Source organism: Paenibacillus sp. G34 (assembly GCF_056856875.1).
This window is the reverse complement of record NZ_CM166469.1, coordinates 2,708,180-2,724,691: the sequence shown is the minus strand read 5'-3', so window position 1 is coordinate 2,724,691 and position 16,512 is coordinate 2,708,180. Positions and strand designations below refer to the sequence as shown.

The following is a 16,512-nucleotide window of genomic DNA, read 5'->3' as shown; positions in this document are numbered from 1 at the left end:
CTCCTTATTTTGCACAAATGACGAATAATGTCGTCTACCCATCCATTATATCACACTGCGTCAGCTCCAGTGGTTACAATCACGGGACAGGTTTCCATCGCCACATTACCCGCTACAGCGCGGGATATCATACAGGCTGCCTCCGCCTTATGTGCCAATTTCTCAGCTTTGCTCAAGTCCGATTCGGATGCATCTTGTGGAAGTACAATTCGCGGCCTGTGCACAATGCGTTCATACGTAAAGACGTTGTTTGTCACATCCACCGTTGCCTCCGACTCAAGCGTCAACTCATCTGGTGTAATGTCTGAACGCTCCAGCATCGCGGCCAAGGTGATCAGATAGCAGGTTGCCGCTGCCCCTAGCAGCATCTCGTCCGGATTGGTTCCTGTACCAGGCCCGCCCATCTCCTGCGGGATGGAAATGACTGTTTTTAAACCGCCTGCATCAATCTTGCCCTCACTGTTACGTCCGCCATTCCAAACCGCTTTTAAGTGAAACGGATGTTTCATTGCCATCGATCCTTTCTGTACCGTTTATATAAGTTGTAACTGAGATTTTACACAGTCCACTCCGATGACAGAATAACCTTCCGATCGCTGTTATCCCCAGATTTTATTGGATTCCCTTTTTCAAAAGGGAAAAATCCGGTGATAAAGGCGAACGCTCCGCTTCTTTAGGTTTTTTCTGTCCTCTCCGTTAAAGTGTAAAAGAATCATTTAGCTTATATAATTAATAATCGTTAATACAATCGTTGATTGCTGTTACACACGTATACACGTAATTTGAAGCTCATTTAAAACGTCAACATGTTCGTCCTGCACACCCTGATCGGTAATCACCTTCCCGACACTCTCCATGCCGGCCACTCTTGTAAAAGCCTGAATATTAAACTTGCTCGAATCGGCAAGCAAAATTACTTCGTCCGCAATCTGAATCATCTTCTGCTTCACCAAAGCTTGTAATTCATTCGACTCGCTGATGCCCTTGGTCAGATGCACGCCTTTGCAGGACAAAAACACCTTGTCCACATGATAAGCATCCAGCGAACGCTCTGCTAGCGGCCCGACAAAAGACAGGGATTTCGAAGCCAGCTGCCCACCTGTCGCAATAACACGAATCTGTTCCTTCGTGCTGAGCTCCGCTGCAACCTTAATTGAGTTGGTTAATATCGTAAGAGGGATATTCGGTAGTCCGGCTGCCATATACCATGCTGTCGTACTCGCATCCAGAGCAATCCGGTCGCCCGCTTCCACCATCTTCACCGCTTCACCAGCAATACGGCGTTTCTCATCTGCATGTGCAACAGCACGCTCAGGATAAGGAATCTCGGATTGAAGTTCATCCTTGTATTTCACACTTACCGCTCCGCCATGTGAGCGTCTTAGCCTGCCCGCCTGCTCCAGCTTGTCCAGGTCACGGCGAATCGTCTCCTCCGTCACCCCGCAGCGCTCACTAAGTTCGGTAACACGCATGCTTCCCTGCGCATCCACCCATTCCACTATTTTTTCATATCGTTCCGCAACGAGCATCATCATCCACTCCAAACCGTTAATATACCCTTTAAACTTATCTTCCCATCATACCATAGAGCGGTTGGAAGGAGAATTTCTCCTGTTTCTATTTGGAAAATCCCCAATTCGAACCTATTAAGTTATGTACAAATATTGCTTATTTTAGCTTCGAGATGTGAAATGGGGTCAATCCCTATGTACGTTACATGAACGACATACGAATTGACCCCATAGGTGTGTATCAAGTTTTATTTGAAGATGTAGTTGTAAATTTTCGACTAAGCTCAATGAGATACTCTCTGAATTTTCCTTGCAAATCTTTATTTTTCAAGGCAAAATCCACTGTCGCTTGCAGAAAACCGAACTTGTCACCTACATCATATCGGTCGCCTTGGAACTGCAAAGCGATTAATCCTTGATTATGCGCGATTCCGCGCAAAGCATCAGTCAATTGAATTTCACCATTGGCTCCTGGTAATGTGTTCTCTAAGTAAGTAAATATCTGCGGATCTAAAACATAACGTCCCATGATAGCTATGTTCGATGGAGCACTATGCTTAGGCTTTTCAATCAAATCAAGTACTTCACTTTGATTCATGTTATGCGCACGTGCTTCGATGATCCCATATTTATGGGTATCACTCCAGTCCACTTGTTGTACGCCTACCACCGACTTTTTTTCAATTTCATACACTTGGATTAACTGCTTCAAACATGGAATTTCACTATCAATAATGTCATCTCCCAGCAGTACCGCAAAAGGTTCTTTCCCAACAAATTTTTTCGCGCACAAAATGGCATGTCCTAATCCAAGAGGTTCCTTCTGACGTATATAATGAATATCTGCCATGTTGGAAATTTCAAGTACAACTTCAAGCAGATCCGCTTTATTCTGAAGAGCCATCTCTAATTCGACTGAGCGATCAAAGTGATCCTCAATTGCCCGTTTATTTCTACCTGTTACAATCATGATGTCTTCAATGCCTGAGGCGATGGCTTCCTCTACTATATATTGAATTGTTGGTTTATCTACAATAGGAAGCATCTCTTTTGGCTGGGCTTTAGTCGCCGGAAGAAAGCGTGTACCCAGACCCGCTGCAGGAATTATGGCTTTCCTTATCATATTTAGAACCACCCTTCTCTAACGTATTTTCATTCACGAGAGAATTAGCTATTCATATCAATACAACTTCCCCGCTGGATGAAAACAATTTTGCATAAAGATGGGTTAACTCTTCTGCGACAGCATCATCCCTGTTTGCCAGTTTGAGTAAGCTGTCAGCCGTCTTTAATTCAATCTCCTGATGAGTCCAGCGGTAAAACAGGTACGCTTCCAAACTCTTGTGCTTTAGACAAAAATATAAAGAATTCTTTTTGAAATCCTTCTCTACTTGGAATGAATTCCCCCTGGGATGAAACTGATGAAAATTGACTAGCTCTGAACAGAACCGAAAGGTGCCTCCTGCTTTATAGAGACGATAGGACAAGTCTGTGTCTTCCATTCCCCAACCTTCATATTGCTCATCAAACATACCAATCTCTCGAAGAAAAGAATGGCGTAGCGACATGTTGGCCGTTGTACCGAGAATCCACTTGAGTTGAAAGTCTTTGAGTTCTTCGCCATATTCGGCAAAAAACTCAGGAAAGCTATCATAACCATCCATTGTCGTATATCGCTCCACCATCTCGCGGTTATATGGGTTCAAATGTTCTTCTGTTATTAACGGAACAGACATTCCAGGCTTTATATCCTTTGTCATAGCTGCAAATTCAGGATTTTGGCGAACAAGTATTAGCATGTCCTGTGCACTAAAGGGTAATTGCGCCTTAAGAATAGATAGCATATTTTTCTTCCAACCTATTACAATTGTTCTATCATCCGCTTCGAGAAGCTGGTTAATATGGCTTTCGATAAAATCTGGCGGAACAATGCGATCATCGTCATTAAAAACGATAATGTCTCCTTTAGCTAGCTGTAATCCGATGTTCCTTGCTCTGGCTCTGCCCTTATTTTCTTGATACAAATATTGAATATTTAACAGATTTTTATAATAATCAACAACACGTTTTGTACTGTCCGAGCTACCGTCATCAATAAGAATAATTTCAAAGTCTTTACAGCTTTGACTTGCAAACGAAGCAAGCGTTAACTTTAAATATTCGGCTTTGTTATAAGTTGGCATGATGACACTTGCTTGAGCCACAATGTTCACCCTTTTCATCTAGTTATATTAGCCTTGAACTACACTTAATGTTTGAAGTATTTTCTCTTGATCACGATCCTTTGTAACATTAAACATACCTGCACCAAGTTTATAAATATGAGCGTCGTCAAATGAAGCAAACGCATCCCGTGTATCAAAAATGGGAACATGTAAATCTTTCAACTCTTCATAATCAAAAGACTTGTGCGCCGTCATTAAAATGCAGCATTCATATTGTTGAAAGGCATGGACATCGTAGTCGACTGAAAACAAGGTCTGACCTTTTTTAAGCCGGATATATTCAACGTAAGGATCGTAAAAATCAACATTGGCCCCCTCGTCCATGAGCAGCTGAATCAACTCTAACGCAGGAGATTCCCGATCATCATTGACTTCTGGTTTGTATGCAACACCTAACACCAAAATTTTGCTTTTATTGATGGGAAGGGACTTTTGATTAAGCAATTGCTGAAGCTTGCCTACAACGTAATCCGGCATGCTGCTGTTAATGCTGTTCGCTAATTCAATAAATCTGCTAAAAAATTTATAGTACTTGGCTTTCCATGACAAATACATTGGATCTAACGGTATGCAATGTCCCCCGATTCCGGGTCCAGGGAAAAAGGGCATAAAACCAAACGGTTTGGTAGAAGCCGCCTGAATGACTTCCCACACATCAATGCCCATCTTTTCACTCATCATTGCAATCTCATTGATAAAAGCAATATTTACACTTCGAAAAGTATTCTCTAGCAATTTTGTGAATTCAGCTACTTTAGGTGAAGAGACCGTAATGACTTCTTTACATATTTTCTGATATAGTTCAGAAGCAATGTGTGAGCACTCCGGCGTGACTCCCCCAACAATTTTAGGTGTATTATTCAGTGTGAAGTCTTTATTGCTTGGATCGATCCGTTCAGGAGAAAAACAAAGATGGAAGTCTTTTCCCACCTGTAGTCCTACTGCTTCAAGACGTGCCTGAATAATCTCCTCCGTACATCCGGGATAGGTTGTACTTTCCAAAATGATTAAGCTTCCTTTTTTCATATAGGTTTCTAAATAGTCAACCACAGAATAAATCGAAGATAAGTCAGGGTCGTTATATTCATTTAATGGAGTAGGAACACAAGCTATGATGACATCAGCATATTGGATGAATGAAAATTCATTACTTGCCATAAACTTGCCGGTTTGACTGACTTTCTTTAAAGTTTCACTGGAAATATCATTAATGTAAGATTCGCCTCTGTTTAATTGCTTCACTTTGGACACTGACAAATCAATGCCTGTTACTTGATAACCCACCTCAGCCAGATTCAGTGCCAAAGGCAATCCGACATAGCCCAATCCAATGACCGTGATCTTCGCTTTCAAGTTCAATACTTTACCCTCAAGATTCATGTCTTACCACCTTTCACAAAATCATGAATTTAGTTTGATAAGTGAAAAAATCACAGGTTATTTATTAACAACAGAATTGGGGTTAATGACTTTTCGTAAATCGATTTCCTTGGCCCGCTGAATTAACTTGTCCCAATTTTCAATAAGCTTGACATGAAATTCATATTCTTGATTCGCTTCCCTTACAAGATGCTCGGAGTGTTCTATAATGTAAGCCCCCACCTGAGAGTAGTTTTCATCGAAAGGAATTAACACTTCATTAGCTATACGGTCTATACGTTCAACGCGATCATCCATGCCAAGATTGGAGAATTGGGATACATAAGATTGGATTCTTTGTACAACTTCATTGGAGATCACTTCTTTGCGATCAGATCCAAATGTTTTATTGAGATCGCTATCATAGATACTCATGTAAGCATTAAAATAATCCGCAAACTTAGAGACGCCTTCCCAGTATTTCATTTTGTTTGCTAACTGAAAATCATCTTTTTTGTATTCATGGAACACTTCTCTTGTGTGATGAACGGACGGAATACCAAGCGCTGTCGCTGTGTCAAAAGCAAAGTAATCTGCAGCTGCGGTATTACGTCCAGGCAAGTTAGGCAGCTTCTCATGAAGCTTGTACACAGCCACGTTCCCGCAATCCGGGTTTAAACCATCATTCACAGAAGTAACAAGCGTCCTCTTCTCTTCTTGAGTGAATGGCTGATCGAGCTGAAAAGCAGTATTACAAATCTCGACGACACTCTCCTTGGGAAAACCGAGCAACTCATATAATTTATAGATCGGATCAAATGAAACACGAGCAAAATCTCTTACATCTAAATTCCATTCACCGTAATAGTTCCCCCCTACCACCCAGATTTCCCTGTTCACAATGGACTCCTCATCCGTATTTATCGTTATATCGCTGCATTGAGAGACTGATTTGCCTAGATAATCTAACTCCACCTCAATCGGATATAATTCTTCTGCTTCTAACTCATCAAAAATCAGTCGGGTATCTGAATCTCTTCGATGCAGAGCATCTGCACCAAGCGAGCAGGTCATTAAAAACAGTTTATTCATACAATTACCGTAGTCTGTATGCTGTGCTAAAAATACGTTTTTGAACTGGGGATCTTGACCATCCAACAATAAATCGAAATAAGTTTCCTGCATTCCAGTGGTTAAATGTATGATTTCAATCTCCGGATATTTGAGTTGCAATTGATTGATAACCTGGACATTATGTGCCACAAATTCCTTGTCATTCGTCTCAGGAATAACAATTGGAATTTGGATTCCATATTTCTTTTGCGCAAAATCAATCTCTTTAATATAACTGGTCAAGCATCTTTCGATATCACGATTTGAGGGAATAAAATAGACTGATTTCATTGGGCATGCTCCTTTGTTAAACGAATATATTTTTGAATATGACAACCCCAGCCGAGCTTCGACTTGGCAATATTAGAGTTGTGAGAATAACCAAAGTTTAGATAAGACTTCGTTTCGTAGGCATCATCAATTGCCTTTTTTAGAATAAGATAGTTGGCTCGCAAGCTTCTGAATTTTTTGTCTGAAGCATTGATCCAATAAAACAAATTATCCTCGTTTTGTAGAAATAAACTTCCGGCAATCACACGATTCTGATCCGTCAGAGCAATATAAAGCCGAGCTTCCTGCGAGTGAAGAAGTAATTCCTTTAAAAGTTCATAAGGCGTTAAATAGCTTGCCTGAACACGTTCCATCGTTAACTTGTAGATCTCATAGAATTGCAGGAGTTCTTCTTCGGACTCATATGATTTCACATAAACGCCGGCCTTTTCAGCAAACCGAATATCAGTCCGTACACTGCCTTTGAAAAGCATATCCTGATGTTTCCTATATTCAGCAAAATCCAAAATATACGTTTCCATCACTTGCCGATCGAAGCCGGATTCACTCATGTCCCAACGGAGCACATGCTCCCCCATCGGCGGGAGTGTAATTGAAGAGATGATGCCATACGATTCCGAAAGGAGTTGAACAATCTCTAAAAAAGTATGGACATCTTCAGGAAAAGGGATAATCCCGCCATATCCTACCGCTCCAATCTGATATGACAAGGTTCTGGTATTTTTGTATAGCGAAATGGTATAGTCTTGCCCCTTGCAACCTATTTCCACTGGGACAAACTCAAAATCAAGGTATTTTTCGACAAGTGCCGCAAAAACAGGTTCAATGAAAGGTGTCCGTGGACTCATGATCTGTTGAGTATTCATCATATTGGCGAATGAACCTTTCCAGTTTTTTGATATGACGCGGGGGTGTATCCGTATGAATGGGCAACAACAAGATTTCACTAGAAATACGTTCAGAGTTGAAGCAATCGTGAAGTTGAAAGATCTGCCTGTACCTCGCTATTTTGTGCAGCGGATAATAATAGAAAGTCGTTTGTGCCCCTCTTCGCCCAAAATACATTCCAATTTCTTTTCTTTTGTGGTTGGGCACACGTATAGGAAGCAGGCATTGCTGATCACGGGTAAGAATAAATTGCAGTACTTCATGTCCAAATGTCTTCTCCAGAGCATCTATTAAACTTGGTAAATGATGCTTTTGGCGTTTTAAATCTTTGAAAAAACGATGTAAACGAAGTAGAGCCATTCTTGCTTGAAGCAGGGTGATGCTTTTCGGTACTCGCTTATGAAACTGCTGTGCATGATGCAAAGCCGCCAAATCGGTATAACGGTATTTAATTCCCAGGACCTTGCGCCCCCAGCTATACTTGCTGAATCGACGACGAGTAACTGCACCGAGATACGAAAAACAGGAATCATGACGCAATTCATCCGTAGCATATTGCGTAAATAGAATCTTTAGCTCATCTGAATGAACGATCAGTGCCCCGCCGCCAATAGAAGATAGTGGTTTGGATTTCCCAAATGAGATGACAGAAAAAAAACTCTTTTCTGTAGTACCGGAATATTGCGGAGGCATCGGAAACGACTGTGCCTCGTCAAAGATGACAGGCATCTTCAATTGAAGAAGCAGATCCATAAGCTCTCGTTCGATCGAGCGCGAACCAAACAACGCAGGAATTAACAGAGCTGTTCTTTTCACACCAATTAAAGAACGTATGAACTCAAGCTCCGGCCGGAAATCGTCTGTAATGTCATAGACGGCAAACGTGAGACCAGCCGAGATTACCGAATCGGCTAATTCTGTACACGAGTAAGAAGGCACGTAAACATTTTGAATTTGGTAAACATTTTTTAGCGTAGTTAATAAGGCAGTTATAGCGGAAGAAGCACTGTCGAACAGGTAAATCTGCGAAGTGTCTTGGATATCAAAAACGTTGGCGATATGATCACGCAACTCAGAGAAAACTTGCTTGTCATTCCGCTTCAGATTAGATAAAGCGCTATAACATAATGATGCGTACCGATGCTCTGAAGGATATAACAAATATTTGATGTTCTTCGGAGGTGTGAAGTCACTATTCATTCCAATACCTCCCGATGTTATCTGAAAAATGTTATTAAGCAGTCTCTCAACTTTTCTATATAGTTTTTAACTTCGCTTATTTCAATAAATTCGTCTTCCGTATGAGCCTGAGCCAATTGGCCGGGTCCAAAAATAACTGTCGGATATCCGAAATGGTGGAATACGGAGGCATCACATGCGCTTGGAAACTCCTCATGTCTAGCCCCTCTACCGAACTTCAAACCCTTGTTTTTCATAGGATCAATCATGAAATTTGGAAATTGCACTGTGTAGGGCGATAATGCCTGCCTAAACAGTTCCTGCAACTTTTGTGTTGTATATCTGCTGTCACTTGCAATGACTCCTTCAAGTGTTAAGTCCTGAATGGGTAGACTGGGATCGGATCCGCCTGAAATGATACCCACATTTAGATGTAATCCTTCATGCTTTTCTTTGAACGAGTGAATCGCATTGAAAAGTGTCGTTATATCGGCGACTTGGCTGTGATGCTGTGCATTCATGTGTATGCTTTTGGAGCGAATGTGAATCTGAAAAGGAAGAAAACCAAGGGATGAAGTACATATGGTCGTGTTTGTGGGTTCAGCAATAAGTACTTCTATACATTCATGCCGATCGGGAGCATAACCATGTTCCTCCAGCCATTCGCAAGCACGAATCGAACCGTTACCTCCAATTTCCTCATCAATGACAGAAGTGAAGATCAACTTTCCTTTTGTAAAGTGTTCTTTGATTAAACTCAACGTATAAACGAGAGAACTAAGCCCGATGAGCATATCGGTAGCTCCTCTGCCAAGTAATTTCCCATCTGCGATGTCTCCACTAACATTCCAAGGTAATGCCGTATCTTCTTTATTACTGTTCAGGATGTCTACATCAATATGCCCGTTTAAAATGAGTGTCGGTCCGGGGTGCCCTGAATCAGCAACCGCATATAGATTATGCTTTGTCATCTCCCGCCCCTGTTGATAAAAAGGGTTATACTCCCAAGGATGTCGTATGAAATCTGTACTAAGTAACTCTGAAATTGTGAACACGTCTAAATACGTTACCCATCCCTCTTGCTCCAGCTCCTTTTGAATCAGAAGCTGAGCTTTTTTCTGGGATTCAGGCCTGGTGAAGGTCGGATATAAACGAATGAGCCTGGAACCAAGATCAAGGATACGCTCATGTACTTGATTAGAAACGGTAGCCCTCATGTCAAAGAATGCTCCCTTACTACCTTTTTCGCCCAATCCAGCATGTTCAGAACATGCGAGCGGCGTGTATAGTCTTTCTCTGCAATTTCAAAAATGATTGCTTTATTCGCTGCTACAGCGTCCGCGTATATCATGTTCAAGGCTGACTCGTACTTACTCTCTTCCACACAACTCTCCACAGGAAGGACACCTTCCCGGCAAATCGTTTGAGTGAAGGGATTGGCCATTTGATCAAATGCAGAAAAGTGCCAGTGTTTAATTCGGTTCATGATCTTGGTGAAATCCATGTAGTCGCAGAGCTGGTAACTTGGCAGAATCTCTTGGAATGTAGGATGATTACTGGCAAAATTCATCGTGTATACTGTGTTAAAATAATGGCAAATATCCCAAGTAATAAACACATTTTCTATCTCTGCATTTTGAAAGTCTTCAGTAAATAAAAACAGAGGATCTGCATCATCGTATAAATTACCGATAGGAGGTAAATTTTCTAAACATACCGAAACATGACTTCTGGCCTGATAAATAACATCCTGCAAACAATCTAGAAATTTGGATCTGAGATCGATCAGATTTTGATGTTTATATTCATCTAACAGATACAACTGATTGGAATGAACAACAACATGAGGAATACCAAGCTCTTCTGAGCGCTTTAAGGTTTCAATTAAACGTAATTTTACGAATGGATCGGAAACCATATTGCTGTTGTTCACGGGAAAATGAAAGCTGGTGTTCGAGCCGCCGAATAATTCAACAGCACGACAAGTATTTTTCCAGACGGTGTCCCAGGCAGAACCGATTAAATCTTCGCGATTGAAAATAGCAGCTTCTACTTTTCCAAATAGGTCAGCATAGTGCGGCTGAAGTTGATCGTCGTGAATCGCATAGAAGGAGAAACCAAAGACATTCGGTTTTGTCATTGTGATATCCCTGCTTTTTGGGCGCTCTCCATCTTTTTTGCCCAGGTAATATACTTTTTCAAACCTTCACGCAAAGATACAGAAGGCTCATATCCCAGATAGCTTTGAGCTTTCGAAATATCGACTGTTCGCTGTTGCACGTCAGGTTCATCGGAGCCAGAGATAATAATCTTTGAACTTGATTTAGTCAGCTCCACTATGTGGTGTGCCAAATCCTTAATGCTACACTGTTCACCGGGATTACCTAAGTTAAATGATTCTCCCTGAAAATCGGAATGTAAGGCACGGATAACCCCTGAGACAAAGTCGTTAATATAACACCATACTCTGGTCTGTTCTCCTGTTCCGCTAATCACTAAATCCTCATTTTTCATCGCCTTGCGAACAAAACTGGAAATCGCATTGTTTCCGAAACGATACTCTCCATAAACATTAAATGGTCGAATAACAATAGTTGGTATGGATTTCTCTCTGTTATATGCATAGGTTACATGTTCGCTTAGTACTTTACTTGCAGCATAACACCACCTTGCTGTCTCTGGAATTCCGATGGAAAATTCATCAATTTCCTTCGCTGCCACAGTGTATTGTCCATATACTTCACTTGTACTAAAAGTGAGATATTTTTTCAGCTGCTTTTGCCTGTCTGCCAGATCCAGTGAATACAAGCAGCTAAGATAATTGGTGTTAATCGTAAGAATAGAATCCTCAGCCACCTTGTTTATGCCTAAAATCGCTACAGCATGGACAATGTAATCGTAATCCGTTCCTAACTCCAACACACTGGAACGATCCGCGGCATTTACTTGTATATAAACAACATTATTCAGACCTCTCAGATAGGCAACCGTTTGCGTAAAAGGTACTGCATCTGCGATGGTGACATCATGATCTTGCGCAAGTTCCTCTGCAATCGCTGAACCTATGAATCCGCCTCCACCTAAGAGTAAGTACTTATTTCTTTTCATATACTCATCTCCTTTTCATTGGACAACCGCATCTCAGTATTCACTAGCCCCTTTTTAATCCAACCCATTCGCTTCCAGCGGTAATAGAATATTAGGCCTCTCAGCCACTCATCAATGATAAAAGCAATCCACACTCCCTTTAAGCCGTACCCAAGCACATTTCCCAAAATAAATGCAACGGGTACACATAATCCCCACATACTTATTAGTCCAAGAAGGGTTGGAAATTTGATATCACCTGATGCTTTCAAAGAGCTGCTCAAAACAAGGTTAAATGCCCTGCCAGGTTCTAGTAATATAGACAGCGCAAGCAGTACTTTGCCGGTTTCAATAATATTTCGATCTGATGTAAACAGCCCAAGCACAGTTTCAGATAAGAAGTAACATAACAATGCTATGCAAAGGGAGACTAATGAGGAAATTTTCAAGCTGAAAATAGCTTGTTCATACGCTTTTTTATGCTCTCTTGCTCCTACGAGATGACCAATAACAATTTGTGTTGCTTGCCCGATGGAATAGGAAAAGATCATAATCAAAAGCATAATATTGTAAGTAATGACCTTGGTGGTAATTGCAACGACACCGAAAAAAGTGACGAAATATGTGATAAGGATTTGAGAAGACTGGTAAGAAAAACTCTCTCCCGCTGTGGGAACGCCTACCTTAACAATGGATTTCGAATCTTGTATAAAATGATTGCGATCCAATTTGAGTTTCAACTGGAGCTTGCGTTTATATAGGTAAATGATACAAATCACGGCCAGCAATCGACTCACACATGAGGTAACTGCAACACCTGTAAGCCCTGTTTCGGGAATACCCATAAATCCGAACAATGCAATACAGTTCCCCAGCACATTGACCACGTTCATTCCCACAACAACAAACATCGGTTCTTTAACAAAACCATAGTTTCTCATCGTGGTACTAATACAAATTAGAATGGCCTCGAATAGAAGAGAAACGCTCACAATTTGTGTGTAATGCACACCAAATTCGTACGCCTCACCAGAGAGATTAAATAGTCCAAACACATAAGGCGCAGAGAAAAAAAGTACAAAAATGAGAACTAAACCGATGAGTCCATTCAGATATACTGCAGATTGTGCAATGTTAGCAGCTTTAATACGCTGGTTTGCTCCAAGCATTTGCGCGATCAGTATACCTGAGCCCATAGCCATAAATTCCAGGATAATAATGAACATGCCAAAAATTTGTGATGAAATGCCTACAGCAGCAACAGCTTGACTGGAATAATGCGAGAGCATCACTGTGTCAACATTACCTAATACGATATGAAAGAAAGCATCCATGAAAATAGGCCATGTTAGCCGAAATAAGTTGAACTGCCTTGGCTGCAATACAACATCCTCCTTTAAGTCCGCCCAAGCTTCAAATCCTTACTTTAAAAAATAGTTATATACCTTAACAACTGCGTCTACAACGTCTTGTAGATCGCGATCCGTCATCATAGGATACAAAGGGATTGTGATCAGTTCATCATATATGGCTTCAGCATTTGGACACATTCCTTTGTGATAGCCAAGGGACTGATAATATGGATGTAAATAAACTGGAATATAGTGAAGATTGACACCGATATTTTCGGCAAGCAAAGCTTGAAAAATGGTATCTCGGTCTACCGAGAAAAAATCTTTTTCCCATCGCAAAGGGTACAAATGCCAACTGGAAGATACGTCCTCAGACTGTTGCTGGAATGCTAGTCCCGGCATCTTGTCAAAAGCCTGATTATACAGATCCGCCAATTCATGCCGCCGCTCGACGAATTGCTCCAGTCTTCTTAACTGACTTGTGCCCAATGCAGCCTGCATGTCTGTGATTCGGTAGTTATAACCGAGGAATTGCATTTCGTAATACCATTTTGGCGAACTCTGCTGTTTTAGCATCTTATCATCACGTGTAATCCCGTGATTTCTGAACATCAACAACTTATGGTAGAAATCCTCTCGATCTGTTACAACCGCCCCACCTTCCCCTGTAGTAATATGCTTAACGGGGTGAAAGCTGAAAATCGTCATATCTGTTGACATCCCTACTCGGCGGTCTTTATAGATTGAACCGATTGAATGGGCAGCATCACGTATGGTGATTAGCCCTCGACTTGAAGCCATATCCTGTAGCTCGTTATATTGTGCAGGTTGTCCAGCAAAATCAACAATGATCATTGCCTTGGTACGTGAGGTGATTTTGTTATGAACCTCCCGATGGTCTATGTTGAAGGTAACGGGGTCAATATCGGCAAAGACCGGTTTTCCGCCCATATATAATACGCAGTTACTACTTGCAGCAAAAGTGAGTGGTGAAGTAATCACTTCGCTTCCCGATTCGACGCCGGCAGCATAACATGCAGCATGCAGCGCAGCAGTACCACTGGAAAAAGCAACAGCATATCGAGTTCCTGCTTCCTGAGCCAGTGCTTTTTCAAATTTAGGAATTTCAGGGCCAGAAGAGAGGAAATCACTTCTTAAAACACGAACTACACTCTCAATATCAGTCTCATCAATAGATTGTTTCCCGTAGTGAAGAATAGTTTCTCTCACCGGTTTGGCTCCGTACATGGCCAATTGTTCTTTTTGCATGTTCAGCATCAAAATCTCCTCTTTTCCAATTTGATTATGAAGTGTCAGCACAACCTAGATCGAAAACGTTTTTGAAAAAGTGCTGCTATACCCTCAATTTTGAATTTAATTCTGCAAGCATCTGCTGCAGTCTCTTAGGGTATCGCAAGCTTAAGTCGTGATTTCACAGGCTTTTCTTCCCCCTTTTTCAACAAAAAGGTCCGTATATGACCTCAATAAAATGAAAAAATATGTATTATATTAAAATATATAGCATTTTTTTCGTTGTAACACCGTACATAAAAATTGTAAATATTTACTACAAAATTACAAAAAAAGGCCTAAGCAAGAAGTTATATCTTGCTCAGGCACTCTTCTATTTCGAAGCAGTTTCATATTTTTCCATCACAAGCATATCTACGGCCCTTATACCGTTCTCCCAAATCTCTTCAGGATAATCTAGAAAAAAGTCTTTTTTGATATCGCATATCCGAAAACCCAATTTTTGATAAAATGCAAGATTGTTTATACTGGAATTTGCCGTCCCCACAACAAAATGTGTAATCCCACGTTGTTTATGTACGGATACGGCTTTGTTTATTAGTAACTTGCCCAATCCTTTGCCTTGGTGATTGGGAGAAACAGCAATATTTTTGATCTCGATAGCGTCGTTGTGTAATCTGAACGTTACGATGACCCCCAAAGGGTCAGCAGAATCATCCGCAAGATACCAGACGTCCCCATCGTCCAAATATTCCATAACTTTGTCTTCTGATTCATCTGCAAGCAACAACAGTGGCATCATCTTCCGTTTTTCCAGTTGGTCTGTAATTTCATAAATATGGTAACCCAGCAGTAATTCCCCCTTAATATCAGTTAAGCTACATATTGTATTCGTTCATGTGTAATATAATAACTAATTATGCGTAAAATTACATTCTCAACTTCAAATCATTTTTCCCTTTAAAACATAAAAAAATCACTTTCAGTTCAATGCATAAAAAAAACGGCACGAGTTCTGCTACTCGCACCGTTTTAAGCTATCTTAGGTCTTCATCTGAAACCTTAATTAAAGTTAAATTATTTATTATCGTCTGCCATAGGGAACCAGCCCGGTGTATGGATAATGGCATTCCACAATCCGTCAGGGATGACCAGACGTTCCTGATCCGATTTTGTCAGAATAGTCTCAATATCCTCTTCACGGCCGCTCTCGATCTTCTCGACCCAATCCGGCTCAATAATGAGTTCACGTCCAATCGCAAGCAGCGGCACCCCCGTCTCCAGTGCTTCTGCCGCTTCATCTGCGGTATGAATCGATCCTACGCCGATTACAGGCACTTTACCACCGACGCGATCCAGAATAAATTCGATTCTGGCACGTGTATCCTCTTCACCACGTCTTGGTTTTGACCAGAATTCATTTAAGGAAACATGCAAATAGTCGAGATTTTTGTCTTTCAAAGCATCAATCAGTGCATACGTATCCTCCATGGTCAGGCCAGGCGTTTCAGGCTCTTCCGGCGAGAAGCGGTAACCGACAATGAATGGAAGCTTGGTATGCTCGGCAACGACACGCTGTACTTCGTCTACCACGGCGAGAGGGAACGCCAAACGTTTCTCTACACTGCCACCCCAGCGGTCTTCACGGCGATTGGAATGTGGAGAGAAAAATTGCTGGATCAGATAACCATTAGCGCCGTGAATCTCAATACCGTCAAAACCGGCTTCAATCGCACGGCGAGTCGCTTCACCGAAATCACGGATGACCGATGTGATCTCTTCATCCGTCATTTCTCTTGGTTCCGGTGAACCTGGACGTTCACTTGCGACTGCACTAGGTGCAACCACTTGACCAGCAGGAACGGCTTGCTCTGGTGTCAGACGTCCTGCATGGAACATTTGCAGCACAGCAACAGAACCTTGTTGTTTAATGGTCTCAGCCAGACGTTTCAGGCCTGGAACAAAGCTGTCATCATAAGAACCAAATTGAGCGGGAAATCCAATGCCGTTAGGTGTGACATGCGTTACTGCTGTAACTGACATACCTGCTCCGCCCGTGCGGCGTGCATAGTAAGCAAGCTCAGCATCCGATACTGTGCCATCTGGATTAGAAGACATATGAGTCATAGGAGCAAGCACGATTCGGTTTTTCAGTGTAATGCCGCTTGGCAGTGAAACTTGTTCAAACATTTTCGAATACTTTGGATTCATTCGTGGTTCCCTCCTGATATTATATCTTTTTAAATAGATATATAG

The 16,512-nt window shown here is 41.5% G+C and carries 15 protein-coding genes; all 15 read right to left on the bottom strand.

Features of this window, described 5'->3' with window-relative positions:
* Window positions 1-50: 50 nt before the first annotated feature.
* The 15 genes from AC1VYS_RS12600 to AC1VYS_RS12530 all read right to left on the bottom strand — a co-directional run bounded on the left by AC1VYS_RS12600 (window position 51) and on the right by AC1VYS_RS12530 (window position 16,467).
* The gene (locus tag AC1VYS_RS12600; RefSeq protein ID WP_482914520.1) at window positions 51-509 is read right to left on the bottom strand and encodes an OsmC family protein; all 459 of its coding nucleotides are present in this window, start codon (window positions 507-509) and stop codon (window positions 51-53) included.
* Window positions 510-761: 252 nt separating this feature from the next.
* A complete protein-coding gene (locus AC1VYS_RS12595; protein ID WP_482914978.1) occupies window positions 762-1,529 on the bottom strand; it encodes a DeoR/GlpR family DNA-binding transcription regulator in 768 nt (255 codons plus the stop codon).
* Between the two features lie 223 nt (window positions 1,530-1,752).
* On the bottom strand, window positions 1,753-2,634 hold the full coding sequence (gene galU / locus AC1VYS_RS12590) for a UTP--glucose-1-phosphate uridylyltransferase GalU (protein WP_482914519.1): 882 nt from the start codon (window positions 2,632-2,634) through the stop codon (window positions 1,753-1,755).
* 52 nt (window positions 2,635-2,686) lie between these two features.
* Window positions 2,687-3,715 (bottom strand): glycosyltransferase family 2 protein, encoded by a 1,029-nt coding sequence (locus tag AC1VYS_RS12585; protein ID WP_482914518.1) that lies wholly within the window; start codon window positions 3,713-3,715, stop codon window positions 2,687-2,689.
* 27 nt (window positions 3,716-3,742) lie between these two features.
* Complete coding sequence (locus AC1VYS_RS12580; RefSeq protein WP_482914517.1) at window positions 3,743-5,116, bottom strand: nucleotide sugar dehydrogenase; 1,374 nt, start codon at window positions 5,114-5,116, stop codon at window positions 3,743-3,745.
* Between the two features lie 57 nt (window positions 5,117-5,173).
* A complete protein-coding gene (locus AC1VYS_RS12575) occupies window positions 5,174-6,499 on the bottom strand; it encodes a DUF6271 family protein (protein WP_482914516.1) in 1,326 nt (441 codons plus the stop codon).
* On the bottom strand, window positions 6,496-7,347 hold the full coding sequence (locus AC1VYS_RS12570; RefSeq protein WP_482934520.1) for a GNAT family N-acetyltransferase: 852 nt from the start codon (window positions 7,345-7,347) through the stop codon (window positions 6,496-6,498). Before AC1VYS_RS12570 ends, AC1VYS_RS12575 begins: the two co-directional genes overlap by 4 nt.
* On the bottom strand, window positions 7,322-8,587 hold the full coding sequence (locus AC1VYS_RS12565) for a DegT/DnrJ/EryC1/StrS family aminotransferase (RefSeq protein WP_482914514.1): 1,266 nt from the start codon (window positions 8,585-8,587) through the stop codon (window positions 7,322-7,324). Before AC1VYS_RS12565 ends, AC1VYS_RS12570 begins: the two co-directional genes overlap by 26 nt.
* 17 nt (window positions 8,588-8,604) lie before the next feature.
* Window positions 8,605-9,819 (bottom strand): M20/M25/M40 family metallo-hydrolase, encoded by a 1,215-nt coding sequence (locus AC1VYS_RS12560; protein WP_482914513.1) that lies wholly within the window; start codon window positions 9,817-9,819, stop codon window positions 8,605-8,607.
* Window positions 9,780-10,706, bottom strand: coding sequence for a TIM barrel protein (locus AC1VYS_RS12555; RefSeq protein WP_482914512.1), 927 nt, complete (start codon window positions 10,704-10,706; stop codon window positions 9,780-9,782). The genes AC1VYS_RS12560 and AC1VYS_RS12555 overlap by 40 nt, the downstream gene beginning before the upstream one ends.
* Window positions 10,703-11,674, bottom strand: a complete 972-nt coding sequence (locus AC1VYS_RS12550; RefSeq protein ID WP_482914511.1) for an NAD-dependent epimerase/dehydratase family protein — start codon at window positions 11,672-11,674, stop codon at window positions 10,703-10,705. The genes AC1VYS_RS12555 and AC1VYS_RS12550 overlap by 4 nt, the downstream gene beginning before the upstream one ends.
* Window positions 11,671-13,035: an MATE family efflux transporter gene (locus AC1VYS_RS12545; RefSeq protein ID WP_482914510.1), complete on the bottom strand. Its 1,365-nt coding sequence runs from the start codon at window positions 13,033-13,035 to the stop codon at window positions 11,671-11,673. The genes AC1VYS_RS12550 and AC1VYS_RS12545 overlap by 4 nt, the downstream gene beginning before the upstream one ends.
* Before the next feature lie 39 nt (window positions 13,036-13,074).
* Window positions 13,075-14,274 (bottom strand): UDP-4-amino-4,6-dideoxy-N-acetyl-beta-L-altrosamine transaminase, encoded by a 1,200-nt coding sequence (pseC, locus tag AC1VYS_RS12540; RefSeq protein WP_482914977.1) that lies wholly within the window; start codon window positions 14,272-14,274, stop codon window positions 13,075-13,077.
* 355 nt (window positions 14,275-14,629) lie between these two features.
* Window positions 14,630-15,043 (bottom strand): GNAT family N-acetyltransferase, encoded by a 414-nt coding sequence (locus AC1VYS_RS12535; RefSeq protein ID WP_482934519.1) that lies wholly within the window; start codon window positions 15,041-15,043, stop codon window positions 14,630-14,632.
* A 290-nt stretch (window positions 15,044-15,333) separates the two neighbouring features.
* Window positions 15,334-16,467 (bottom strand): NADH-dependent flavin oxidoreductase, encoded by a 1,134-nt coding sequence (locus AC1VYS_RS12530; RefSeq protein WP_482914508.1) that lies wholly within the window; start codon window positions 16,465-16,467, stop codon window positions 15,334-15,336.
* Between the last annotated feature and the right edge of the window lie 45 nt (window positions 16,468-16,512).